The 22,060-nt window shown below is 65.1% G+C and carries 25 protein-coding genes and 1 pseudogene; 5 read left to right on the top strand and 21 right to left on the bottom strand.

Annotated features, from left to right (window positions below; all coding sequences use genetic code 11):
• Positions 1-29: 29 nt before the first annotated feature.
• From tilS to ruvC, 13 genes and pseudogenes are all read right to left on the bottom strand, one after another.
• Positions 30-1,283 carry a tRNA lysidine(34) synthetase TilS gene (gene tilS / locus ACSQ76_RS04870; protein ID WP_437155666.1) on the bottom strand — a complete coding sequence of 418 codons (1,254 nt, stop codon included), beginning with the start codon at positions 1,281-1,283 and terminating at the stop codon, positions 30-32.
• Positions 1,280-2,173: a tol-pal system protein YbgF gene (ybgF, locus tag ACSQ76_RS04865; protein WP_437155665.1), complete on the bottom strand. Its 894-nt coding sequence runs from the start codon at positions 2,171-2,173 to the stop codon at positions 1,280-1,282. The genes tilS and ybgF overlap by 4 nt, the downstream gene beginning before the upstream one ends.
• A gap of 19 nt (positions 2,174-2,192) precedes the next feature.
• Positions 2,193-2,708, bottom strand: a complete 516-nt coding sequence (gene pal, locus ACSQ76_RS04860) for a peptidoglycan-associated lipoprotein Pal (RefSeq protein ID WP_306128162.1) — start codon at positions 2,706-2,708, stop codon at positions 2,193-2,195.
• 83 nt (positions 2,709-2,791) lie between these two features.
• Positions 2,792-4,135 carry a Tol-Pal system beta propeller repeat protein TolB gene (gene tolB, locus ACSQ76_RS04855; protein ID WP_437158160.1) on the bottom strand — a complete coding sequence of 448 codons (1,344 nt, stop codon included), beginning with the start codon at positions 4,133-4,135 and terminating at the stop codon, positions 2,792-2,794.
• 13 nt (positions 4,136-4,148) lie between these two features.
• The gene (locus ACSQ76_RS04850) at positions 4,149-5,318 is read right to left on the bottom strand and encodes an energy transducer TonB (RefSeq protein WP_437155664.1); all 1,170 of its coding nucleotides are present in this window, start codon (positions 5,316-5,318) and stop codon (positions 4,149-4,151) included.
• A gap of 1 nt (position 5,319) precedes the next feature.
• A complete protein-coding gene (gene tolR / locus ACSQ76_RS04845; RefSeq protein ID WP_437155663.1) occupies positions 5,320-5,793 on the bottom strand; it encodes a protein TolR in 474 nt (157 codons plus the stop codon).
• 1 nt (position 5,794) lies between these two features.
• Positions 5,795-6,490, bottom strand: coding sequence for a protein TolQ (gene tolQ, locus ACSQ76_RS04840; RefSeq protein ID WP_306128166.1), 696 nt, complete (start codon positions 6,488-6,490; stop codon positions 5,795-5,797).
• A 116-nt stretch (positions 6,491-6,606) separates the two neighbouring features.
• Positions 6,607-6,996, bottom strand: coding sequence for a tol-pal system-associated acyl-CoA thioesterase (gene ybgC, locus ACSQ76_RS04835; protein WP_437155662.1), 390 nt, complete (start codon positions 6,994-6,996; stop codon positions 6,607-6,609).
• Positions 6,997-7,113: 117 nt separating this feature from the next.
• Positions 7,114-7,650, bottom strand: coding sequence for an RNA 2',3'-cyclic phosphodiesterase (gene thpR, locus ACSQ76_RS04830; protein WP_437155661.1), 537 nt, complete (start codon positions 7,648-7,650; stop codon positions 7,114-7,116).
• Positions 7,651-7,653: 3 nt separating this feature from the next.
• The gene (locus ACSQ76_RS04825) at positions 7,654-8,289 is read right to left on the bottom strand and encodes a hypothetical protein (protein WP_437155660.1); all 636 of its coding nucleotides are present in this window, start codon (positions 8,287-8,289) and stop codon (positions 7,654-7,656) included.
• Positions 8,290-8,384: 95 nt separating this feature from the next.
• Positions 8,385-9,413 (bottom strand): Holliday junction branch migration DNA helicase RuvB, encoded by a 1,029-nt coding sequence (ruvB, locus tag ACSQ76_RS04820; RefSeq protein ID WP_437155659.1) that lies wholly within the window; start codon positions 9,411-9,413, stop codon positions 8,385-8,387.
• 58 nt (positions 9,414-9,471) lie between these two features.
• A complete protein-coding gene (gene ruvA, locus ACSQ76_RS04815; RefSeq protein ID WP_437155658.1) occupies positions 9,472-10,143 on the bottom strand; it encodes a Holliday junction branch migration protein RuvA in 672 nt (223 codons plus the stop codon).
• Positions 10,140-10,633 (bottom strand): annotated as a pseudogene (gene ruvC, locus ACSQ76_RS04810) (crossover junction endodeoxyribonuclease RuvC). Before ruvC ends, ruvA begins: the two are co-directional and overlap by 4 nt.
• Before the next feature lie 305 nt (positions 10,634-10,938).
• Here ruvC and ACSQ76_RS04805 point away from each other — a divergent pair.
• Entirely contained in the window at positions 10,939-11,130 is a 192-nt protein-coding gene (locus ACSQ76_RS04805; RefSeq protein ID WP_306128172.1) for a DUF1127 domain-containing protein, read from the top strand.
• 133 nt (positions 11,131-11,263) lie between these two features.
• Here the strand turns inward: ACSQ76_RS04805 and ACSQ76_RS04800 are convergent, their stop codons facing one another.
• The 3 genes from ACSQ76_RS04800 to ACSQ76_RS04790 all read right to left on the bottom strand — a co-directional run bounded on the left by ACSQ76_RS04800 (position 11,264) and on the right by ACSQ76_RS04790 (position 13,859).
• Positions 11,264-11,617 carry a hypothetical protein gene (locus tag ACSQ76_RS04800; RefSeq protein WP_306128173.1) on the bottom strand — a complete coding sequence of 118 codons (354 nt, stop codon included), beginning with the start codon at positions 11,615-11,617 and terminating at the stop codon, positions 11,264-11,266.
• A gap of 114 nt (positions 11,618-11,731) precedes the next feature.
• Positions 11,732-12,607, bottom strand: a complete 876-nt coding sequence (locus tag ACSQ76_RS04795; RefSeq protein ID WP_306128174.1) for a 50S ribosomal protein L11 methyltransferase — start codon at positions 12,605-12,607, stop codon at positions 11,732-11,734.
• Between the two features lie 19 nt (positions 12,608-12,626).
• Positions 12,627-13,859 (bottom strand): MFS transporter, encoded by a 1,233-nt coding sequence (locus ACSQ76_RS04790; protein ID WP_437155657.1) that lies wholly within the window; start codon positions 13,857-13,859, stop codon positions 12,627-12,629.
• 195 nt (positions 13,860-14,054) lie between these two features.
• Here ACSQ76_RS04790 and ACSQ76_RS04785 point away from each other — a divergent pair, with 195 nt between their 5' ends.
• Positions 14,055-14,753: a hypothetical protein gene (locus ACSQ76_RS04785; protein ID WP_437155656.1), complete on the top strand. Its 699-nt coding sequence runs from the start codon at positions 14,055-14,057 to the stop codon at positions 14,751-14,753.
• Here the strand turns inward: ACSQ76_RS04785 and ACSQ76_RS04780 are convergent.
• Positions 14,696-15,586, bottom strand: a complete 891-nt coding sequence (locus ACSQ76_RS04780) for a glycosyltransferase family 10 domain-containing protein (protein WP_437155655.1) — start codon at positions 15,584-15,586, stop codon at positions 14,696-14,698. The genes ACSQ76_RS04785 and ACSQ76_RS04780 overlap by 58 nt on opposite strands.
• Positions 15,587-15,721: 135 nt before the next feature.
• Between ACSQ76_RS04780 and ACSQ76_RS04775 the strand changes: the two genes are divergently transcribed.
• Both ACSQ76_RS04775 and ACSQ76_RS04770 read left to right on the top strand, forming a co-directional pair.
• On the top strand, positions 15,722-16,213 hold the full coding sequence (locus ACSQ76_RS04775; protein ID WP_306128178.1) for a flavin reductase family protein: 492 nt from the start codon (positions 15,722-15,724) through the stop codon (positions 16,211-16,213).
• Between the two features lie 148 nt (positions 16,214-16,361).
• Positions 16,362-17,054 carry a hypothetical protein gene (locus ACSQ76_RS04770; RefSeq protein WP_437155654.1) on the top strand — a complete coding sequence of 231 codons (693 nt, stop codon included), beginning with the start codon at positions 16,362-16,364 and terminating at the stop codon, positions 17,052-17,054.
• A 114-nt stretch (positions 17,055-17,168) separates the two neighbouring features.
• Here the strand turns inward: ACSQ76_RS04770 and ACSQ76_RS04765 are convergent, their stop codons facing one another.
• The 4 genes from ACSQ76_RS04765 to ACSQ76_RS04750 all read right to left on the bottom strand — a co-directional run bounded on the left by ACSQ76_RS04765 (position 17,169) and on the right by ACSQ76_RS04750 (position 20,769).
• On the bottom strand, positions 17,169-17,888 hold the full coding sequence (locus ACSQ76_RS04765; RefSeq protein ID WP_437158159.1) for an acyltransferase family protein: 720 nt from the start codon (positions 17,886-17,888) through the stop codon (positions 17,169-17,171).
• The gene (locus ACSQ76_RS04760; protein WP_437155653.1) at positions 17,846-18,286 is read right to left on the bottom strand and encodes an acyltransferase family protein; all 441 of its coding nucleotides are present in this window, start codon (positions 18,284-18,286) and stop codon (positions 17,846-17,848) included. Before ACSQ76_RS04760 ends, ACSQ76_RS04765 begins: the two co-directional genes overlap by 43 nt.
• Before the next feature lie 473 nt (positions 18,287-18,759).
• A complete protein-coding gene (gene groL, locus ACSQ76_RS04755; protein WP_306128181.1) occupies positions 18,760-20,403 on the bottom strand; it encodes a chaperonin GroEL in 1,644 nt (547 codons plus the stop codon).
• 54 nt (positions 20,404-20,457) lie between these two features.
• The gene (locus ACSQ76_RS04750; protein WP_437155652.1) at positions 20,458-20,769 is read right to left on the bottom strand and encodes a co-chaperone GroES; all 312 of its coding nucleotides are present in this window, start codon (positions 20,767-20,769) and stop codon (positions 20,458-20,460) included.
• Between the two features lie 220 nt (positions 20,770-20,989).
• Here ACSQ76_RS04750 and ACSQ76_RS04745 point away from each other — a divergent pair, with 220 nt between their 5' ends.
• The gene (locus tag ACSQ76_RS04745) at positions 20,990-22,006 is read left to right on the top strand and encodes a TraB/GumN family protein (RefSeq protein ID WP_437155651.1); all 1,017 of its coding nucleotides are present in this window, start codon (positions 20,990-20,992) and stop codon (positions 22,004-22,006) included.
• Positions 22,007-22,060 lie beyond the last annotated feature (54 nt).

Below are 22,060 nucleotides of genomic sequence, written 5' to 3'. Positions count from 1 at the left end.
CCTTATAAATAGAGATCGTTAAGTGTTGTTCAATGCGCAAGGACGCTTGCAAAGAACATGTCTTCATCCCGCAAAAGTGTTGCCGTCCAGCCCTCTGCATGCCCGGCCAGCGGCGCCGCGACCAAATGCCCGTCCCGCCAGACGGCCGGGCTGGCCGCCAGCGACGTGTGCGGCAGCCCCGATTGCGCACGGTTTTCGCAGTCCAGCACGCCCGCCTCGCCCAGTGCGGCCACCTTGGCGCCCTCGGGCCACGGGCCGTCGAGTTGCCAGCGCCCGTCCCAGGCGGCGCCCGGCTTCGCCGTCACGTCCGCCACCGCCTTTGCCTCGCGCGAGAACCGAAGGCGTTCGGCCTCGACGCTCAGGATCACGCCGTGCAGCGTCATGCCGGTGCCGCCACGGATCGCTTCCAGCATCAGGTCCACGGCCTTGCCGCGCGGGCCGTACTCCGCGCCGCTGATCCAGCACAGGATCTCCTGCACCATGCGGCGGCAGATGTCGCGCGGCAGGGTACGAAAGCCCTTGCGGTCGATCAGCACGTCGCCCCTGTCGAATGTGGCATAGTTGCGCGCCGCCAGGAAAACGTACCAGTAAAGTGTCGTGCGGACCTCACCCAGGTGGCGGGCGACGTTGCCGAGCCCGCGGGCGGTGATCCCCAGATCCTCCAGCACGGCCAGCGCCTTGCGCGCCCGCGCCCGCTCGAACGCGTCGTCGACATTGCTCGGGTCGTCTACCCAGTCCAGCCCTTCGCGTTCGACCAGCGCCCGCAACTCGGCCCGCGACACCTGCAACAGGGGGCGGCGGAACGCGACCTCGCCCTGCCGCCAGCTTGGTGCCATCGCCGCCAGCCCGTCGACCCCGGCCTCGCGCGCGAGCCGCATCACGAAGGTCTCGGCCACGTCGTTCAGCGTGTGCCCCAGCACGACGTCGGTGATGCCCTCGGTCTTGGCCCAATCGGCAATCAGGCTGTACCGCGCTCGGCGCGCCGCGTCAGACAGGTTTCCCGCGCCCTTCCAGCCCCGCCATTCCAGCGTCTTGTGCGCGACGCCCAGCCGCTCGCAGATGCCCGAGACCGCCGCCGCCTCGTCCGGCGACGCCGCGCGCAGGCCATGGTCCACCGTCACCGCATGAAGGTCCGGCCCGCCCTGCGTCGCCCATTTGCGGGCCAGCAGAAGCAGGCCCAGCGAATCGCTGCCGCCGGATACGGCAATGCCCAGCCGCCTGGGCCGGGCATTGCCGAATGTCGCTACGAACTGATCGAGAATATGCGACGTGGAGTCGTTCACGAACACCCGAGGTTCTGCATCGCCGACGCCGCCTGCCCCACCGCGGGCGATTGCGGAAAGCGTTGCGCCACCTCCCCCAGGGTCAGGCAAGCCTCGTTGGTCTGGCCCAGCGCGCCCAACGACCGGCCCAGCAGGAACAGCGCCTGCGGCGCTTGCGGGCCGTCCGGCGCGGTGCTGAACGTGTCGAGATAGGCGCGCGCGGCGCCCGTCATGTCATTTGCCTGCTCCAGCGCCTCGCCCCGCTTCAGCCCGGCTTGCGCCTCCATCGGGCTGCCGGGATAATTGGTGGTGAAACGCTCGAACTGCTCGGCCGCGGCGGCGTATTCGCCCGCCTCGAAGGCCGCCATGGCCGCGTCGAAATCGGCTTGCTCGGCGGCGGCCATCTGCACGTTGCCCTCGCCCCCTGCGGTGCTGCCGCTGGCGTCCCCCGTGGTGGCGTTGCCGGTCGTGCCGGTGGCCGGTGCGGCGCTCGTCGCGCCCTGCCCGGACGTCGCCGGCGCCACCCCGCCCAGCGTGTCGCCGGGCTCGATGCTGCCGATATCGCACGAGGGTTCCAGCTCGCAGATGCGGAACTCCAGGTCGCCCACGCGGTTGGTGCCGTCGGTCACCACGCTGTCGATACGGAACTCAAGCTCCTCGGTCTTGGAGGTCAGGCGCTGCAATTCGGATTCGATCGTGTTGACCCGGTCCAGCACGCTGCCGCCCACCGTCGCGGTGCCCGTGGCCCCGGTGGTGTTCAGCTCACGCTTCAGCTTCTGAAGTTCGACATACAGCACCGACAGCTCCTGCCGGATATCCGCCAGGGTTTCGGTATTGGCCTGCTGGGCCGAGGCCGAAACCGGCCCCATCCCGAACGCGGCCACCACGAGGCCCAGTATCACACGACGCATGTTCACTCCACCAATCGCCCTAGCTTGTCGGCACAGCCGAGATCACCGTCACCGCCCGGCGGTTCTTGGCATAGCACGCTTCCTCGCTGCAAATCTCCAGCGGGCGTTCCTTGCCGTAACTGATGACCTTCAGCCGGGCCGGGCTGACGCCCCTCGAGATCAGGTACTCCTGCACCGCGTTGGCGCGGCGTGCGCCCAGCGCGATATTGTATTGCCGCGTGCCCTGCTCGTCGGCATGGCCTTCGATGATGGCGTTGTATTCCACGTTGGTGGCCAGCCATTGCGCCTGTCCGTCCAGCGTCGCCGTCGCCGTGGGCGACAGCGTGGACTGGTCCACGGCAAACAGCACACGGTCACCGATCGTCTGCTGGAAATACAGCGGCGATTGCGGATCCTGCGCGGTGCCCGCGACGCCGCCTGCCGTGCCGCTGGTGCCCGTGCCGTCGCCGTACTGGTCGCCGAACCGGTCGGGATTGCTGCAGGCGCTGACCGCCAGCCCCGCCACCACGATCAGTGCCTTGCTCAGATGTTTCATTTCAGTGCCCCACTCGATGTCTTGTTGCTCTTGCAATGGTTAATATCATAGGCCCGCATCGGATGCATGTCCCTTTTGCGGCCTCAGTTCTGCAACGGTCCCCAGGACGGGTCCGAGGCGCCGGTTTCGGTGCGCACCTGCTTGAGGTTGCGTCCGGTGATGTCCACCGACCACAGGCTCGACGCGCCCTGCGCGCCCTGGGTTTCGCGGGTGAACATGATGACCCGGCCATTGGGCGCCCAAGTGGGCCCCTCGTCCAGGAAGGAGGCGGTCAACAGGCGTTCCTCGCTGCCATCCGTGCGCATCACGCCGATATGGAACCGGCCTTTGGATTGCTTGGTGAAGGCAATCAAATCGCCCCTCGGCGACCAGACCGGCGTGCCATAGCGGCCCTGCCCGAAGCTGATCCGCGTCGCCTCGCCGCCGCCGGCGGGCATCACGTAAAGCTGCGGCGTGCCCGAACGGTCGGATTCGAACACGATCCTGCTGCCATCGGGGCTGAAGCTGGGCGCGGTCTCGATCGACGGCGTGGTGGTCAGGCGCGAGGTCTGACCGGACGCGATATTCAGTTGGTAAAGGTCGGTGTTGCCGCCCGTGGTCAGGCTGTAGACGATGGTCTGCCCGTTGGGCGCAAAGCGCGGCGCGAAACTCATCTCGCCATCGGCGGCGTTCAGCACGTTGCGCCCCGCCGTCGCCACGTCCAGCACGTAGATCTTGGGAAACCCGCTTTCATAGCTGGTGTAAAGCACCCGATCCCCGCCCGGCGAAAACCGCGGCGCCAGCACGATCGACGCGCTGTCCGTCAGGTAGGTCACGTTGGCGCCGTCATAATCCATGATCGCCAGCCGCTTTTGCCGCGCGTCCTTGGGGCCGGTCTCGGACACGAAAACGACCCGGCTGTCGAAATACGGGTCCTCGCCCGTCAGCCGGGAATAGACCTGGTCCGACACCTTGTGCGCGATGCGCCGCCAGCCATCCACCGTGCCCACGAATTGCAGGCCCTGGCCCATCTCCTGCCCCGCGAACACGTCGTAAAGGCGAAACCGCACGACCACCTTGCCGCTGTCATCCACGCTGACCCCGCCCACGATCAGCGCCTGCGCGTTGATCGCCTTCCAGTCGGGAAACTGCACCGGGCTGGAAAACGCCGTGACCCGCGCGATATGCGCGTCCTGCGGGATTTCCCGGAAAAGGCCGGTGCCCGTCAGGTCCGCCGCGATCACCCGCGTGATATTGACCGCCATCTCCTGCGCCTGCGCCGTCTCGGCAACGAAGGTCGGCACGGCAAAGGGCAAGGGCTCGATCACGCCGTCGCGAATGACGATACGCTCGCGAAAATTATCCAGCGTCGTCTGGTCTTGGGCAAGCAAACCAGTCGGAAAGAGCAGTATGGCTGCAATAAGAAATTTCCGTATCATGCACATGATTGCACCTCACCCATTATCGTGACCTCAGCCTTGCCGGATCAAATTCCAGTTCAATCTCTTTCCAGCGCGCGTAGTTGTCGGCAGGCAGGTCAAAGCCCTGCGCACCACAGCGCAGCACAGCGCGGCGTGCGGCTTGAAACGCCTGGTCGGTGCCAGCACCGGAACCGCCTTTCGATTCAAGAAGTCTGATCGAATTTGCAATAGGCACGCCATCCTGTCCGAGACCAACTAGCAGCACGACGGTCGTTTGCAATGCGTCCGTACTCAGACTTCCACCATTCCAGCACTGCTCAACGGCAACTCTAAGACCATCCCGCTCGCCCCTCGTAAGGGGTCGACCTTGCGGCGTGCCCTGCGGCTCGGGGTCGCCGCCCAGCGCCTCTGCCAGCGCGTCGTTCACGGCCGAGCTGTCCGGGCTGGTGGCCTCTTGCGTCTCTGGCTCCGCCGCCGGTTCCGGCTCGGCCTGCTGCGCGGGCTCCTGGCTTGGCTCGGGGTCCGGGTCGGGCTGGGCCGCCGGGGTCACCTGTTCGGGCCGCGTGCGCGGCCGGACCGAGCGTGTCGGCGCGGCGGATGCCACCTCCTCGGCCTCGGTCACGATCTCGGTCGTGGCCTCCTGGCGGGCGGTTTCCTCCTGCTCGGGCACCGGCTCCTCGGCCTGCTCGGCCGGCTCGGGCGCCTGCTGGTCCACATCGGCGATCTCGACATCCGGTTCCGGCTGCTCCACCGCCTCGGGCGCCACGCGCGGCGCGGGCCGGGGCTGCGGACGTTCGGACGTCTCGGGCGCAAGAACGGCGGTATCCTCCTGCGGCGGCGTCGGCTCCTGCGGCGCGTCGGCAATTTCGGCCTCGGGCACCGGGATCGGCTCTGGCTCCACGGCCTCGGGTACGGGGTCCGGCTCGGCGGTCTCGGTCACTTCCGGCTGGTCCTGCTCGGGCGCGGCGTCGGCCTCGCTCGACAGCTCCGGCGCCTGGCCTTCCTCGGGCGGTTCAGGCGTATCGACATTGGCCACCGCGTCGGGCGACGGCTCGGCGATCATCGCCGCGTACTCTTCTTCCGAGATGGCCGTCACCTCGGTCACCTCGAACGGCAACGGTTCGGACTGGAACGCCCCGCCGAAGATGGCAAAGACGATAAGGCCCGTGTGGGCCACACCGGAAATGATCTGCCCGGTGTCCAGCCGCATCTCAGCCGCCCTGCTCGTCAAGCGTGGGACCGCCGGCATCGGTCACCAGCCCGATATTGGCAAACCCGCCGCGATTGAGCGCGCCCATCACCTGCATCACGTCCGAATAGGGCACCGCCCCGTCCGCGCGCAGGAAGACCCGCGTGCTGTCGCGCTCCGTCGCAATGGCGCGCAGCCGGTTCACCAGCTCGCCGCGCTGCACCTCGGTGGTCTGGATCATCACCACGCCCTCGGCGGTCAGCGTCACGGTCAGCGGCTCCTCCTCCTCGCCCGGCAGGGCGTTGGCCGCGGTTTCCGGCAGCTGCACCGGCACGCCCACGGTCATCAGCGGCGCGGCCACCATGAAGATGATCAGAAGCACCAGCATCACGTCCACGAAAGGCGTGACGTTGATTTCCGCCATCGGGCGGCTGCGCCCGCGACCTCTGCGCCTGCGGCCTGAATCTCCCGATTTCTGGACGACACCGGCTCCCATGTCAGGAATCCAACTGCCGGCTCAGGATGGTCGCGAACTCGTCCGCGAAGGCCTCGTAGCTCGCCACGATCCGGTCCGCATCCGCGCTCAGCTTGTTGTAGAACACCACCGCCGGGATGGCCGCCAGCAGGCCCAGGCCGGTCGCCAGAAGCGCCTCGGCGATCCCCGGCGCGACGACGGCCAGGTTGGTATTCTGCTGCTCGGCGATCTCGATGAAGGCGTTCATGATGCCCCAGACCGTGCCGAACAGACCCACGAATGGCGACACCGACCCGATCGAGGCCAGGATGGTCAGCCCGCTCTGCAGCTTCTCGCTTTCCTTGACGATCGCCACGTCCATGCTGCGGTCGATCCGCGCCGTGGCGCCTGCGATCAGCGCCCCGTCGGTGCGGTGCGACCTCCGCCATTCACTCATGCCCGCGGCGAACACCCTCTCGGATTGCCCGTCCGGATCGGGGCCGATTTCGTCGAAAAGCTCGTCCAGCGGCTCGCCGGACCAGAAGCGGCGGTCGAACCGCTCCGCCTCGGCGCGGGCCTTGCGATAGGTGATCGTCTTCTGGATAATGATCGACCACGCCCAGAAGGACGCCACGATCAGCATCAGCATTACCAGTTTCACGATCAGCGTCGCGCGTGCGAATAGCGCCCACAGCGAGAAATCCATCTCCTGTGCCATTGCCAGGGTTTCTGCTTCCATCTGCCTGCTCTTTTACCTGTCCGGGCCTTGTTGACTGGCCGTATTGAGCGCAAAACTAGACGATTTCCAAGGGGAAAGCCAACCTCAACCGCAGCCGCGCGGTCAATTGCAGGTGATCAGTGCAGCATCAGGCGGATATTCGCCGGTAGGCGCGCCGGCTGGCCCGTGTCGTTGATGCAGACGATGGTCACCTGTGCCGAAAAGACCAGTTCGTCGCCGCGCAGGACCTTCTGTTCCATGACCAGCCGCGCGCCGGTGACCGTGACGACGGTAGTGTTTACCACCAGTTCGTCATCGAACTTGGCCGGATGGTGATAGTCCGCCTCGACCCGCCGCACGGCGAACACCACGCCATCCTCTCGCCGCATCGCGTTCTGGTCGATGCCCAGTCCTCGCACCCAATCGCTGCGGGCCCGCTCTATGTATTTGAGGTAATTGGCATAATAGACGATCCCGGCCATGTCGGTATCTTCGTAATAGACGCGGATCGGGAACGCATGGGCCATACCCGCCTTGTAAGGCGCGCGGGTGGCGACGGCAACGCAAAAGAGGGGCTCCGCCCCACGGCGAACCTGCGGTTCACCGTTCCCCGGGATATTTTTGGCCAGAGGAAGACATGGCCGCTACAGCGGATAGTCGGCCAGAACGTCATAGACCGGGCCATCCGGCGTGAGGGTCGAGCCATAAAGGCAGAAGCGGTCCACCGCAAACGGCCCAGCGCGAAATCCGCCGAATTCCGACAGGAACGCCGTCAGGCGGCCCATGTCCACCGGCCGCGACCTTGGGAACCGCGCCAGTGTGACATGCGGGCGAAACCGCTCGCGCGGCAGGTCGATCCCCGCCAGCCGGGCCGCGCCGCGCACCTTGTCGTGCAACTGCCGCAGCGGCTCCACCTTGGCCACTTCGGCCCAGACCAGCGCCGGACGCCGCCCGCCCTTCGCCTCGATTCCGGTGAACTCCATCTCCCATGGCGACACGCGGATGTCTTGCAGCGCCGCGTCCAATTCCGCTAGCGCGGCCTCCGGCTGATCGTCGAGAAAGGCCAGCGTCAGGTGAAAGTTCTCCTCGTCCACCAGACGCCCCTGGCGCAGCGCCTCCTGAACCGGCAAGAGCGCCTCGATGGCCGCGTCGTCCAGCGGGACACCGACAAAGACCCGCAACCGCTACACCTGCCTCAGCCGCGCGCTCAGACGCAGTGCGTGGCTGGCATCCTGCGCCACGGCGGGCATGACCGGATCGTACCCCGCCCGGATCACCGCGCCGATATCAGGCCGCAGGATCACCTGCCCCTCGCCCGCCTGCGCCAACACCGAGCGGTCGGTAAAGGCCGTGTCGGACCACAGCAGGATCGTCTGCGCCACCTGCGCCAGCGCCAGCGTATCGGCGGGCACCCGGGACAGTTGCTCATCCATCCGCAGGAACACGAAACTTGCCTTGATCGCGCCTGCCTCGTCAAAGCGGAAGATCCGGTACTGGTTGGCATCGGCCTCCTTCAGCCGCGCCACCAGTGGGCCAAGCTCTGGGATCATTCGGTCCAGGTCCGGTACCTCCAGCAACTCGTCCCACTCCCGGAAGAAAAAGAACATCAGGTTCACGCCCAGCTCCGGGTCGGTCTCTGCCATCTGATGGCCGGCCATCATCACCACGGCCTCGACCGCGCCCTTGACGATTTCCAGCGTCTTGTCGTCGGTGCCGAACACCACCGGCACGATGGGCCGCCCCCAGCGCGCAAAGAGGTAAGAGCCATCGGCGCGCGTGAACAGCGCCTCGACGTCATCGGGAGAGATCAGGTCAGCCATGTCGTCTCCCTACCAAAGCCGCCGCCCCATGCAAGCCAAAGCCCGCTTCCTCTGGCGACAAATATCCTCGCCGAAGGCACGAAACTCTTTTGGCACTACTTGCCGAACAAATCGCTCTGCCCCGCCGCCTTGGGCGCTGCCATCCCAAGATGCGCCCAGGCCCGCGAAGCCAGCATCCGTCCTCTCGGCGTGCGCTGGATCAGCCCCTGCTGCAACAGGAACGGCTCGATCACCTCTTCCAGCGCATCGCGGCTCTCGCTCAGCGCCGCACTCAGCGTCTCGATCCCCACCGGCCCGCCCTGGTAGGCCTCGGCAATGAGCCGCAAATACCGCCGGTCGGCCCCGTCAAGGCCGAGGGCGTCGACCCCAAGCCGCGTCAACGCGCTGTCCGCCAGGTCTTGCGTGATCCGCCCGTCGCCCTCGACCACGGCGAAATCCACCACGCGCCGCAGCAGCCGCCCGGCCACCCGCGGAGTCCCACGCGCCCGCCGCGCGATTTCCCGCGCGCCCTGCGCCTCGGCGGGAACGCCCAGCTTCTGCGCATTGCGCGTCACGATCTCGTTCAGCTCGTCCTCGGTGTAGAACTGCAACCGCGTCGGGATCCCGAACCGGTCGCGCAAGGGCGTCGTCAGCAGCCCCAGCCGTGTCGTCGCTCCGACCAGCGTGAAGGGTTGCAGCTCGATCCGCACCGTCCGCGCCGCCGGTCCCTCGCCGATCACCAGGTCCAGCTCGAAATCCTCCATCGCGGGGTAGAGCACCTCTTCCACCGCCGGGTTCAGCCGGTGGATCTCGTCGATGAACAGAACGTCATTGGCCTCCAGGTTGGTCAGGATCGCCGCCAGGTCGCCCGCCTTGGCCAGCACCGGGCCCGATGTCATCCGAAACCCCACGCCCAATTCGCGCGCCATGATCTGCGCCAGGGTCGTCTTGCCCAGGCCGGGGGGGCCGTGAAACAGCGTGTGATCCATCGCCTCGCCCCGCTGCCGGGCGGACCGGATGAACACCTTCAGGTTGGCCCGCGCCTCGGCCTGCCCGATGAAATCCGCCAGCGCCTGCGGGCGCAAGGCGCGGTCCACATCCTCGGGCAACGCCTCGGGGCGCAAGGTCGGGTCAGGCTCGGTCATGCGTCAATCGTCCCACGTCCGCGAGGCAGGCCGCAAGGCCTGATGCGCCGCCTGCCCATCATCCTTTCGGCGCCAGCAACTTCAGCGCCGCACGGATCAGATCCGCCGTCGCCGCCTCCGGCATCTCGTCCGCCGCCTGCGCCACCGCACCCGCGGCCTCGCCGGGGCCATAACCAAGGTTCGTCAGCGCCGACAGCGCCTCGGCCTGCGCCGCGCCGCTCGGGGCTTTCACGGGCGGCGTCCTGGCCACCGGTGCCTCGATCACGTCGTCGTCGCTTTCAGACGGCTCCGGCGCGGCAACCGACGCGCTCGCGCCCATCGCCATCACCTCCGGCGCCTTGTCCTTCAGTTCGATCACAACGCGCTGCGCCGTCTTGGGGCCGATCCCCTTGGCCGCCTTCACCGCGTTCACGTCGCCCAGCGCAATCGCGCGCCCCACGCCGTCCGGTCCCAGCGTGCCCAGGATCGCCAGCGACGCCTTCGCCCCGATCCCCTGCACGCTCATCAGCAGGCGGTGCCACTCCTTCTCCACCAGCGAGGTGAAGCCATAAAGCTGCAACAGGTCCTCGCGCACCAGCAGGTCGGTATAAAGCGCCACATGCTCCCCCGCCCCCGGCAGCGACGCCAGCGTCCGGTCCGAGCAATAGACGAGATACCCGACCCCCTTCACATCAATCAGAACATGATCGGCGGCGCGATAATCAATACGGCCCGCGATCCGCCCGATCATGCCCGCACCTTCTCTTTCAACACCCGCGCGCCCCCGTGATGCGCGTGGCAGATGGCAATCGCCAGCGCGTCGGCGGCATCCGCCCCGGCCAGTTCGACCCCGGCAACTGCACGCGCACCATATGCGCCACCTGCTCCTTGCCGGCATGGCCCACGCCCACCACCGTCTTCTTTACCGTGTTGGGCGCGTACTCGCCCACCTCCAGCCCGAACTGCGCCGGCACCAGCAGGGCGATGCCCCGCGCCTGCCCCAGCTTCAGCGTGCCGGCCCCGTCCTTGTTGACGAAGGTCTGCTCCACCGCCGCCGCGTCGGGCGTGTATAGTTCAATGATATCCGTAAGTTGACCGTGCAACGCCAACAGCCGCGCCGCCAGCGTGCCCCCTGCCCCGTGACAAACCCCGTTCGCCACATGGCTCAGGCGGCTGCCCTCCATGTCGATCACGCCCCACCCGAGGTTGCGTAGGCCCGGATCGATCCCGATGACCCGCATCTGCACTGCCCGCCCTTCGTTGTTTTGCCAACGCCCTAGCACGAAAGGGGAACAAACGCCAAGCACTTCCGCCGGTCAGGCGGCCGCCGCGGCCCACGCGCGACACGCAGATCACACCGTGCCAGCCCCCCTGCGCACAATATGTAATCGACAAAAATACAGCATTAACATAATGTTAACAGAAAATGACCCATGCAGCGCCTGCATAGTGACTATGCGGAAAATGCGTGTTGTCCGACTCCGCCGAACCCCTAACTCCAGCCTCAGAACAAGAAACAAACCGACTTTTATCAAGGACCATCACAATGGCTTCAATCGACAACACCCGCAGCATGCATCACGGCGCCCATTTCGGCTCCCTCTTCGTGCGCATCTTCGCCGCCGTTTCCGCCTGGAACGACGCCCGCGTCACCCGCAACGCGCTGAGCCGCCTGTCGGACCGCGAGCTTGACGATATCGGCCTGTCGCGCGGCGACATCGAACGCGCGATCCGCTAAGCGCGGATCCCGCCCGCCCGGCGTCCTCTCCCTGCGCCGGACAGCAAAAAGCCCTGCACGTGACCAGCGTGCAGGGCTTTTTCATTCAGAGAGGTCTTTGGAAGGCTGAGAGGCCTTGGGTCTGAAAGGATATCTATTTCACGAAGGGGCGCAGGTATTGCGCGATCACGTTGGTGACCTGGTCCCGCTGCATCACGAACGCGCCGGCCTGTTCCACCACCGTGCCGGATCTGAGCGCCTCGACCCGCAGGTCATAGGTGGTGCCGCCCAGATGCGCCAGGATCATCGCCTTGAACAGGAACGCGCCCAGAACCAGGAACACCAGACCGCGCACCGAAAAGCCCTGCGCGCGGCGCTTGGGGCGAAAGACGATCAGCCCGTCGCGCGTCACCTTGGCCGAATAGCCGTTGGCGAGGCGGGCGCGGTTGCGGTCGATCTTTTTCAGGCGGGCATCAAAGCCCTGATGGGTGTTGGTCGCGTTGGTCATGGCAGCGGTCCTAAATTCTGTTCAACTGATCCCCGGCCCTTATTGAAAAAACTAGGTTTCAAATGTGGCAAAAGTGGGGCCTACGCCTTAAAAACGCTGTTTTTAAAAGCCTTTTCAAACACTTTTGCAGGTCATTATCGTGGTCCACTCACCAATCTGGTCGCGGGATATGACACTGTTTCCGCACTGTGAATAAACCTCGACGACCTCATCCGCCTGTTCGTTCAGAATGCCCGACAGGATCACGAATCCCCGGGGCTTCAGCGCCTGGGTGATTCGCGGCGCCAGCGCGATCAGGGGCGCTTTCAGGATATTCGCGAACACCAGGTCGAACGGCGCGGCCCCGGCGATGCCCGGATGCTCCAGCCCTTCGGCCTCGAGGCATTTCACCCGGCCCACCAGGTCATTGGCCGCCACGTTGACCTCCGCCACCTCGACCGCCACCGCGTCGATGTCGCTGGCCAGGATCGTCGCCTCGGGCCAGACCCGCGCCGCCGCCATGGCCAGCACGGCGGTGCCGCAGCCAAGGTCCAGCACGCTCTTCTGCGGGCCTTCCGCGGCGTTCAGCCGGTCCAGCGCCTTCAGACAGCCCAGCGTCGTGCCGTGATGCCCGGTGCCGAACGCCATCGACGCCTCGATCAACAGCGGCAGCGCATCCTCGGGCACCTTGTCGGCATCGTGACTGCCGTAGACAAAGAACCGCCCCGCCACCACCGGCGTCAGCTCCCGCTTCACCTTGGCGACCCAATCCGTCTCGGGCAGTTCGGACACGGTGAAATCCTTCGCCCCGTGCAGCGACGCCAGCAAGGCCAGCCCGGCCGCATCCGGCGCATCCTCGAAATAGCCGCCCACTTCCCACAGGCCCGATCCGTCCTCCAGCTCGAACACGCCAACGCCCGTGGGTTCCGGCGTCAGCCGTTCCAGCGCCTCACCCAGCGCTTCCGCCTGGGATTTGCCGGGCAGGGTAGTCAAAGCGGTGAATGTGGGCATGCGGCCTCCCTTGGACAGATCACTCCGCCGGGGCGGGCGCCCGGGCGGTCAGGATCGTCTCATACCCCGGTTCGGGGTGACGGGGAATAAGCATCGCAAGGATAAATGACACGCCCGCCATCGCGGCCGCCATCACGAACACCGCCACCGGCGAGACCAACCACAGATAACCCAGCGCAGCGGGCAGGAACACGGCGGCGATATGGTTGATGGTGAACGCCACCGCTGCGGTGGGGGCGATATCCCCCGGATCGGCGATCTTCTGGAAATAGGTCTTCAGCGCCAGCGCCAGCGCGAACAGCAAATGGTCTATCACGTACAGCGCCGCCGCCAGCACCACGCCCCAACCGAAGAAATACAGGCCTCCATAAAGCAGGAAGACCAGCGCCAGTCCCGCGTACTCGAACAGCAGTGTCGCCCGCTCCCCGAACACATGCACCGCGCGACCCATCAACGGTGCGAACAGCATGTTCGCCACGAGGTTGATCAGGTAGAGCGCCGTGACCTCGTGCACCTCGAACCCGAACTTCTCGACCATCATGAAGCCCGCGAAGACGATGAAGATCTGCCGCCGCGCGCCCGACATGAATTGCAGCGCATAATACAGCCAATAGCGCCGCCGCAGCACCATCTTCTTGATCTGCGGGTTGGGAGCCTCGAACTGCGGAAAGGCAAAGACACAGTAAAGCGCGATCAGAACCGTCGCCCCGCCCGCGATCATGTAGACGGTGTTGTAGCTCAGGTCGAGCGTTTCCCACGTCATCACGATCAGCACATAGGCCACCAGCGTCGTCCCCGACCCGGCCGCCAGCAGCCAGCCCAGCATCTGCGGCGCGCGCTCCTTCTTCAGCCACTGCAGTTGAAGCGACTGGTTCACCGTCTCGAAATAGTGAAACCCGATGGAACTCAGCATCGTGATCGTCAGGATCCCGCCCAAGGACGGGAACCAGGCCGTGATCGCGGTGGCCACACCCAGCAGGATCAGCGACACCAGCGCCAGCGTCTGCTCGCGCATGAAAATGATGATCGCGATCACCCCGATGGCCAGGAAGCCGGGAATTTCCCGCACTGTATGCAGCCAGCCGATGTCGGACCCGTCGAATCCCGCCGCCTCGATGACGAAGTTATTCAGCAGCGCCGACCACGTGGCAAAGGCCAGCGGCATCGCGGCCGCCATAAGGAACAAGAGCGCCACGGGCCGCTGCCAGATCGGCAGCTCGCGCGCCAGTTCAAGGGGATATGTTCTCGCCATGAAAATGCTTTACGCCCAAGCTTCGGCTTTGACCATGCCTCTCGGCGCAAGGCGAATGTGCAAAAATACGCGGCACCGGCCGCGCGCTTTTCTCCATACGGGTCGGCGCGATGATCACCGAACTGCTTGTGGACCAGCGCCGCCCCGGCGCATTTATGGCAAAGCTCCGCCGTCTGGTCACCTTACCGCCTCTCGATGTACGCCATTTCCCTCTCTTCCATCCCGCCGCGCTTCTCCCGGCTCGGCCCTGTGCTGGCGTCGCTGCTGGCGCAGCGTCCCGCCCCGGCGCAGGTCATCCTTACGCTGCCCGCGCAGTACAACCGCTTTTCCGGCCCGGTCACGCCGCCGCCTTTGCCGGATGGCGTCACCCTGTTGCGGTGCGAGTCAGATCTCGGCCCCGCCACCAAGGCCCTGCCCGCCGCCCGTGCCCTTGCCGACACGGATCTGCGTCTGATCTATTGCGATGACGACTGGCTCTACGCGCCCGATTGGGCCGCGCAACTGCTGACCAAAGGCGAAGAGGCCACCACCGGCCAGGCCTGGGACATCGCCCGCCTTGGCCGCGTGGGCACCGGCACCGACATTGCCCAGGGGTTTGCGGGCGTCTGCATCCGCCCCGCCTGGCTGGCCGCGCCCGACATGGACCCGCCGCCCGAGGCGCGCCCCGTCGATGACATCTGGCTTTCGGGGCAACTGGCGCGGCAGGGTATCCCCGTGCGCGCCCGCCCCAAGGCCCGCCAGCACATGCGCCCGGCCTATGACGATGCCCATGCCCTGCAAGACATCTCAGCCCGCGACGCCGCGAACCGCGCCTCTGCGGCACGGCTTCATGCCCTCTATGGCATCTGGCCCGAGCGCCCCTCGCCCAGCACCGCCCGTGCCGCCCGCTCGTAGAACTCGGCATAGACTTCCGCCTGCGGGATGGCCGCCTCCAGCTTGGGCAGCAGCGCGGCATACCGCGCCTCCGACAGGTCCGTCAGGGCAGCCTTCATGTCGTCCTCGCTCTCGCAGACGATCATCCCGGCCGGGTCGATGAACTCCGCGATGTTGGGACACCCCCAATAGACCGGCACGCATTTGCACAGCACCGCGTCGATCAACTTTTCGGTGAAGTAGTTCATCTCCCGCACGTTCTCGATCACCAGCGAAAACCGGTAGGGCGCCAGCCCCTCCGCCTTGTGCTCGAAGGGCTGGTACCCGCCGCCCATCACGTCCACGTCCAGCCCCTCGGCGCGCGCGAAATCCGCCACCCTGTGGCGCAGCGCGTGCCCCTCCTGCGACCGCTTGGCCGAGGCGATCAGGCTGCACGCCCTGGTCTTGGTCAGGTCCAATGCCGTCCAGTCCCCGACCCACGTACAGCCCAGCGGAAACAGCACACCGTTGGGTATCGCCGCCAGCAGGTCGGCATTGGAACACAGCACCTTGTGAAACCGCGCATACTGCCGCCGCAGCTTTTGCATGTGATCGCCGTGAATGGCCTCGGGCTCCAGCACCATCACCGAAACCTTGGCCGGCGTACCCAGCCATGGCCGCCGGTACAGCAGGCTCGACGTGTAGACCACCAGGTGATCGTCGGGTCCCAGGTCGCGCAAGGTCTTCTCCGCCCCCGTCAACCGGTCCGGCCGCCCCCTGGGCCAGGCCAGTGCGTCCAGTTTCACCCGCCCCGGCCGCAGGCCCGGCCGGACATCGTAAGGCATGATCGCGATGGCATCGAAATTGTCGCTCATGGCCGCCCTGATACGGCCAAACCCGGGCCCGCGCAATCGCCCCGGCACACCGCGCCCCGCCATTGACATCCCCGCTCAGGATGCCAGCTTATGAGGCACCCGGAACAGGACGGGTTCCGCCGGAAGGACAAGGCAATGACAAATGCGCGCGAGGCCTTCATCGGGGCCATGCGACAGGTGGCCGCCACGGTCACGGTCGTGACCACCGACGGCCCCGCCGGTCGCGCGGGGGCGACGGTCAGCGCGTTTACGTCGCTGTCCGCCGACCCGCCATCGTTGCTGGTGTGCCTCAAGGCCGACAGCACCATCGCGCGCGCGGTTTCGGCCAACGGCGTCTTCTGCGTCAACATCCTGCCCGAGGATGCCGACGACCTTGCCCGTCGCTTCGCCGGCCTGCTCGACGCCGACCACCCCGACAGATTCGAGGGGATCGAGGTGTTCGACACCGAATTCGGCCCCCTCCTGCCCCGCGCAACCGCCTTTTCCTGCACGCTCACGCACCGGCACGTGCATGGCAGTCACGCCATCTGCATCGGTGACGTCACCGGCATTTCCGACGCCGGGGAAAAGCCGCTCACCTACATGAGCGGCAGCTTTCATATCGTGCGCCCCAAGGCCCGCGTCTGACGCCACGAAGGTCCGGTCCGTCCGCCGCCTCACCACAACCTGCACGAGAAATACCCCGCTTTTGGCACCGTCTTGCTGCGCAGAAGCCGCATTCTGGCCCGGATTCATTTTTAACGCTTTCTCAACAACAGCGAGAAGGAACCAGGAAATGGCCTATCTTGAGGCAAACAGAAAAGCAGGCTGCCACACCGTCGACATGCAAGCCACCGCCCGAGGTCTGGTGGCCGGCGAGCGGTCCGAGCGGTTCCGGCTCGAGGCACTGACAGAGATGGTGCTGCGCATCGCGGGCACCCTCATGGTCATGGGCTCGATCATCATGTGGTTCTTTCTGCCGGTCGACCCCGATACCGGGCGGCTCGAATCCTTCGGCCTGGCAGCCTCGGTCATCGCCGCCGGCGGGCTTTGCGTCTTCGCCTATGGCACGCGCGGCTTTCGCCGCCGCATGACGCTGGATGTCGACGCCGGCACCCTGACGCTGACCAAGATCAACATGCTCGGCCACGCCCGCGTCCGCCGCGAGATCACCCTCGGCACGGTCGAAAGCGTGTACCTGCGCAGACCAGCCCAGCCGGGCGGAATGGCCACCCTGTTGGTGCGCGTGGCGGGCAAGGACGCCCCGGCCATCGCCCTGTCGGGCGACCGGCACGAGGTCGAGGAGGTGCATTCGGCGCTTTGCGCGGTGCTCAACAACGACACCGCGCCCGCCGGTCAGGAACCTGTGCTGCGCGTTACCTCCCCCCGCCCCAGGCCGAGCCTTTTCACCGCGTATCCCCGGCGCATCACTTCGCGCACGGTGGGTGAAAACCCGCACCTTCCCGGTATGCCCGCCCCGCGGCCCTGACCGCCACTCGAAAGAACAAAAAGGCCGCCCCACCGGGACAAGATCCTTGCCAGATGTGTTGAAGCGCCACGTACGACACTGCGTGCAGCACGTTGCCAGACAGGCCGCGAATTTCTAACGTGCGGCGCGGAATCCGACCAGACGAGCCTTGATCGACGTGCGCAAAAGACGCTCCGGTCCGACCATGACGGCCCAAGCCAACCCGAACACGATGACGGACGCAATCAACAAAAGCAAAAGGTCCTGACGAATGTACTCTCTCAGGGCTGGGATCAGATGCATCCCGATCACGAAGTGACCGAGATAGATAGGGTAGGACAAGTTGCCGAGGTTCCGCAGAAGTGACGGCGAGCCGGCTTTCCGCACGGTGCGGTTGTGCCGCAGGCTGAACACGAAGAAAGCGAGCAGTCCGCCCCAGACAGTCACCGGCGCAACCGGATTGTGCCCTTCCGCTTGAAGGACGATTTGGACCACCGCTGCTCCGACGTACAACGACAACAGGGAGCTTCGCAGGGTGTTGTACCCGTCCTTTTCGCTTCTCCACAGAAGCATGCCAATTGCAAAGAAAACGCCATGGCGAAGCAGGATGACACTGAAAAAGTACCTATCCAGCAGGCTCTGTAGCCTTTCCGGATTGCCCGTGGGCTCCATCAGGGTAACAACGCCAGAGACAAGCAAGAAGGACGTGCTGACAAGGCCAAGGGCAATCGCGCAAGCTTGGAAAATGTCGAGGTTGGGCCTTCGTGACCGGACAGCAAGAAGCAAGGCGATCAGGGAGTAGAAAACGGCTTCTACGACAAGTGTCCAGATAACCCCGTCAATATAGGGACCGATCGGAAACAGGATGACCGACCTGAAAAAGAGTCGAGCAGGAGCGATAGGGGCTCGCCTGCCAAATACCTCACCGCGAAGGCAATGATCGTGTAGATCCAGAGCGCTGGAAGAATTCGGACCGCACGGCGTTTCAGGAATTCGCCTGGTGCGGACCGGTCAGCGCTGGCGACGATGACAAACCCGGAGATGACAAAGAAGACTTGAACGCCGACCCACCCGTGGCCGGTGAATTGATCCATCCATGGCCAAGGGCGGTCTTGTTGCGCCGCAGGAAAGGCCGGTTGGGCGTCACTGAACAATCCGAAATGGAAATAGACTACAAGAACGGCCGCGATGAACCTTATGATATCGAGACCGTAGAGATGCCTGTCGAGGCCAGCGTCCAGGTTACCGCTCATAATGAGCTACTACGCAACCGACGCGGCGTTACTGGCTCAGACATCAATAAACCCTTGCTCAAAAAACACGATGCTAGTGTGGCTCGTGCATATTGCAAAAGTCAATTCACGCGCCGCGCCAGGAATTCGTCGAGCTCGAGAAAACAATGATCGTCTTGGCGAAAGCCTGGCGCACTGGCAGAGGAGGACAACAAAAACTGTGCAAAATCATGAATGGTTCACATCTCCGCGCCGAGAACGGTCGTTCGCGCTCCCGCAATCGAAGGTGAGAATTTCCGTGAGTGGCGCTCCGAAAGGGCTCCAAGCGGACGAGCGCCCTTTTTTGTGAGCACGACCGCCCCGGCCGCGATCAACACATACGCAAAAGGGCCGCCCCACCGGGACGGCCCTCTGCCGTATTCTTGCGGCACCCGCCGGACATCTGAGCTGTGTCAAACGCCCGCCGGGCAACGGTTTTCGCGGATGCGAAAACCTTACATCATGCCGCCCATTCCGCCCATGTCAGGCATGCCGCCGCCCGCGGCTGCGCCCTCCTTTTGCGGTTTATCGGCTACCATCGCCTCCGTCGTGATCAGCAGGCCAGCGATCGAGGCCGCGTCTTCCAGAGCCGTGCGCACGACCTTCGCAGGGTCGATCACACCGTATTTGAACATGTCGCCATATTCTTCGGTCTGCGCGTTGAAGCCGAATTTCGGGTCTTCGGATTCGCGGATCTTGCCCGCGACGACCGAGCCGTCCACACCGGCGTTCTCGGCGATCTGACGCAGCGGCGCTTCCAGCGCGCGGCGCACGATGGCGATGCCGTTGTTCTGGTCGCTGTTGGCGCCTTCCAGCCCGTCCAGAGCCTTGGCACCCTGAACCAGGGCAACACCGCCGCCCACGACGATACCTTCCTGAACGGCCGCACGGGTCGCGTTCAGCGCGTCATCGACGCGGTCCTTGCGCTCTTTCACTTCGACCTCGGTCATGCCGCCCACGCGGATGACGGCAACGCCGCCGGCCAGCTTGGCCACGCGCTCTTGCAGCTTCTCGCGGTCGTAGTCGCTGGTGGTGTCCTCGATCTGCTGACGGATCTGGCTGACCCGTGCTTCGATCTCGGCCTTCTCGCCCGCACCGTCGACGATGGTGGTTTCGTCCTTGGTGATCTGAACCTTCTTGGCCTGGCCAAGCATGTCCATCGTGACGCTTTCCAGCTTCATGCCCAGATCTTCCGAGATGACCTGGCCGCCGGTCAGGATCGCGATGTCCTGCAGCATGGCCTTGCGACGGTCACCAAAGCCCGGCGCCTTCACGGCGGCGATCTTCAGGCCACCGCGCAGCTTGTTGACCACCAGGGTCGCCAGCGCTTCGCCTTCCACGTCCTCGGCGATGATCAGCAGGGGTTTCTGCGACTGGATCACCGATTCCAGCAGCGGCACCATCGGCTGCAGCGACGAGAGTTTCTTCTCGTGCAGCAGGATCATGCAGTCTTCCAGCTCGGTGGTCATCTTGTCGGCGTTGGTCACGAAGTAGGGGCTCAGGTAGCCACGGTCGAACTGCATGCCCTCGACGACGTCGGTCTCGGTGACGAGGCCTTTGTTTTCCTCGACGGTGATGACGCCTTCGTTGCCGACCTTCTGCATCGCGTCCGCGATCATCTGGCCGATCTCGGCTTCGCCGTTGGCCGACACGGTGCCGACCTGTGCGACTTCGCTCGAATCGTTGACTTCGCGTGCGGCGTTCTTGATGGCTTCCACGACCTTGGTGGTGGCCAGGTCGATGCCGCGCTTGAGGTCCATCGGGTTCATGCCGGCCGCGACGGCCTTCATGCCTTCTTTCACGATGGCCTGGGCCAGGACGGTCGCGGTGGTGGTGCCGTCGCCGGCTTCGTCATTGGTGCGGCTGGCGACTTCTTTCACCATTTGCGCGCCCATGTTCTCGAACTTGTCTTCCAGCTCAATTTCCTTGGCAACCGACACACCGTCCTTGGTGATGCGCGGCGCGCCAAAGGATTTGTCCAGAACCACGTTACGGCCTTTGGGGCCAAGGGTCACCTTGACCGCATCGGCCAGGACGTTGACGCCGCGCAGCATCTTGTTGCGGGCATCGGTATCGAATTTCACGTCTTTTGCAGACATTTAAGTCGCTCCTGATGTATTTGGATTTTCAGATGTGGAGATGATCCGGGGCGTTCAGGCCGCTTTCGCCGCCTTCTTGTCCGTCATCACACCCAGGATGTCGCTTTCCTTCATGATCAGCAGCTCTTCGCCGTCGATCGTGATTTCCGTGCCCGACCATTTGCCGAACAGGATGCGATCCCCGACCGAGACGGCCATCTCGATCAGCTCGCCGCTATCCTTGCGGGCGCCATCGCCAACAGCAACGACTTCACCTTCGCTGGGTTTTTCCTTGGCACTGTCGGGGATAATCAGCCCACCAGCGGTTTTTCCTTCGCTCTCAACGCGGCGTACAAGCACGCGGTCATGCAGCGGTTTGAATGCCATAGCTTTTGCTCCTTGGCTATCAAGTTTCCCTCATGCCCCCCTGCGGGGACCGTTATCACTCACCGTAGTCGAGTGCTAACGGCGCATAGCTAAGGACCGATCACGAAGCTGTCAACATACCTTCGGCAAAAATTTCGCGGGCCGGCACGGGCAGTTTGTTGCGCCCGGCGTCGCACCCCTCTACATCTTGTTTCACAGCCTGAAAATGAGGGGTCGAAGGATGAAATTTCTCTGGTCCGCACTGCTCGCGCTTATGATCGTCGCCGTGGCCCTCGTCACGCCTTTGTCCGCTCAGGATACCACGGGAGACACCTGCGGCGGCGCCGACCTGATCGAGGCGCTGGACCCCGCCAAGCGCGAGGCACTGCGGCGCGAGGCCGCCGACATGCCCCATGCCGAAGGCCTGCTCTGGCAGGCCACGCGCGGCGACACGGTGATCGACATTTTCGGCACCTATCATTTCAAGCATCGCCTGACCGAGACCCATCTCGACCGCCTGGCGCCGCTGGTCGAGGCCGCCGACAAGGTCTATCTTGAGGTCTCCAACGACGACCAGATGGCGATGCAGCGGGCGATGGCCGAGGACCCGTCGCTGATGTTCATCACCGAGGGCCCCACCCTGCCCGACCTTCTGGGCGAAGAAGACTGGCAGCATTACCGCGCCGAGATGCAGGCCCGGATGATCCCCGGCTTCATGGCCGCCAAGTTCAAGCCGCTCTGGGCCGGAATGATGCTGGGCATCGGCCCCTGCGAGGCCAAAGCCGGCGCGTTCGAGGCCAAGGGCATCGACATGCTGGTGGGCGAGCACGCCGCCGAGGCCGGCAATCCCACCCGTTCGCTCGAGAATTTCGACGACCTGTTGACCCTGCTCGACAGCTTTCCGATGGACGACCAGATCGAGATGATCCGCATGTCGCTCGCCTGGCCCGGCGACATGAACGACCTGTCCTACACGATCCGCGAGCGCTACCTCAGCGAAGAGATCGCGCTGACGCTGGTCTTCTCGCGCTACGTGTCCGAAGAATACGGCGGCGAGGCCGGCGCCGAAGGTTTCGCCATGGTCGAGGACTTGCTGCTGGAAAAACGCAACCTCGGCTGGATCGACCGGCTGGAGGATGAGGTCGCGCCGGGCGACCATGTGCTCGTCGCCGTCGGCGCCGGGCATCTGCCCGGCGAGGTCGGCATCCTCAAGCTGCTCGAGGACAAGGGCTACACCGTCACCCGCGTGGACCTCTGACGCCACCGCCCCGCCCGCGCGCCCGTCCGGGGACTCGTAGGGTGGGGTTCCACC

It is taken from the genome of Roseovarius sp. B08 (assembly GCF_051417955.1).
Classification (GTDB): Bacteria; Pseudomonadota; Alphaproteobacteria; order Rhodobacterales; family Rhodobacteraceae; genus Roseovarius.
Note: the sequence above shows the minus strand (reverse complement) of the source record. Positions and strands in the feature narration are given on the sequence as shown.

What these genes read in the sequence shown, in the direction of transcription:
- ybgF (WP_437155665.1), bottom strand. Translation starts at nt 2,173, where the DNA reads ATGCGTCGTGTGATACTGGGCCTCGTGGTGGCCGCGTTCGGGATGGGG.
- pal (WP_306128162.1), bottom strand. Translation starts at nt 2,708, where the DNA reads ATGAAACATCTGAGCAAGGCACTGATCGTGGTGGCGGGGCTGGCGGTC.
- ACSQ76_RS04850 (WP_437155664.1), bottom strand. Translation starts at nt 5,318, where the DNA reads ATGCGGCTGGACACCGGGCAGATCATTTCCGGTGTGGCCCACACGGGC.
- tolR (WP_437155663.1), bottom strand. Translation starts at nt 5,793, where the DNA reads ATGGGAGCCGGTGTCGTCCAGAAATCGGGAGATTCAGGCCGCAGGCGC.
- tolQ (WP_306128166.1), bottom strand. Translation starts at nt 6,490, where the DNA reads ATGGAAGCAGAAACCCTGGCAATGGCACAGGAGATGGATTTCTCGCTG.
- ybgC (WP_437155662.1), bottom strand. Translation starts at nt 6,996, where the DNA reads ATGGCCCATGCGTTCCCGATCCGCGTCTATTACGAAGATACCGACATG.
- ACSQ76_RS04825 (WP_437155660.1), bottom strand. Translation starts at nt 8,289, where the DNA reads ATGGCTGACCTGATCTCTCCCGATGACGTCGAGGCGCTGTTCACGCGC.
- ruvB (WP_437155659.1), bottom strand. Translation starts at nt 9,413, where the DNA reads ATGACCGAGCCTGACCCGACCTTGCGCCCCGAGGCGTTGCCCGAGGAT.
- ruvA (WP_437155658.1), bottom strand. Translation starts at nt 10,143, where the DNA reads ATGATCGGGCGGATCGCGGGCCGTATTGATTATCGCGCCGCCGATCAT.
- ACSQ76_RS04805 (WP_306128172.1), top strand. Translation starts at nt 10,939, where the DNA reads ATGGCTTCAATCGACAACACCCGCAGCATGCATCACGGCGCCCATTTC.
- ACSQ76_RS04800 (WP_306128173.1), bottom strand. Translation starts at nt 11,617, where the DNA reads ATGACCAACGCGACCAACACCCATCAGGGCTTTGATGCCCGCCTGAAA.
- ACSQ76_RS04795 (WP_306128174.1), bottom strand. Translation starts at nt 12,607, where the DNA reads ATGCCCACATTCACCGCTTTGACTACCCTGCCCGGCAAATCCCAGGCG.
- ACSQ76_RS04790 (WP_437155657.1), bottom strand. Translation starts at nt 13,859, where the DNA reads ATGGCGAGAACATATCCCCTTGAACTGGCGCGCGAGCTGCCGATCTGG.
- ACSQ76_RS04785 (WP_437155656.1), top strand. Translation starts at nt 14,055, where the DNA reads ATGTACGCCATTTCCCTCTCTTCCATCCCGCCGCGCTTCTCCCGGCTC.
- ACSQ76_RS04780 (WP_437155655.1), bottom strand. Translation starts at nt 15,586, where the DNA reads ATGAGCGACAATTTCGATGCCATCGCGATCATGCCTTACGATGTCCGG.
- ACSQ76_RS04775 (WP_306128178.1), top strand. Translation starts at nt 15,722, where the DNA reads ATGACAAATGCGCGCGAGGCCTTCATCGGGGCCATGCGACAGGTGGCC.
- ACSQ76_RS04770 (WP_437155654.1), top strand. Translation starts at nt 16,362, where the DNA reads ATGGCCTATCTTGAGGCAAACAGAAAAGCAGGCTGCCACACCGTCGAC.
- ACSQ76_RS04760 (WP_437155653.1), bottom strand. Translation starts at nt 18,286, where the DNA reads ATGAGCGGTAACCTGGACGCTGGCCTCGACAGGCATCTCTACGGTCTC.
- groL (WP_306128181.1), bottom strand. Translation starts at nt 20,403, where the DNA reads ATGTCTGCAAAAGACGTGAAATTCGATACCGATGCCCGCAACAAGATG.
- ACSQ76_RS04750 (WP_437155652.1), bottom strand. Translation starts at nt 20,769, where the DNA reads ATGGCATTCAAACCGCTGCATGACCGCGTGCTTGTACGCCGCGTTGAG.
- ACSQ76_RS04745 (WP_437155651.1), top strand. Translation starts at nt 20,990, where the DNA reads ATGAAATTTCTCTGGTCCGCACTGCTCGCGCTTATGATCGTCGCCGTG.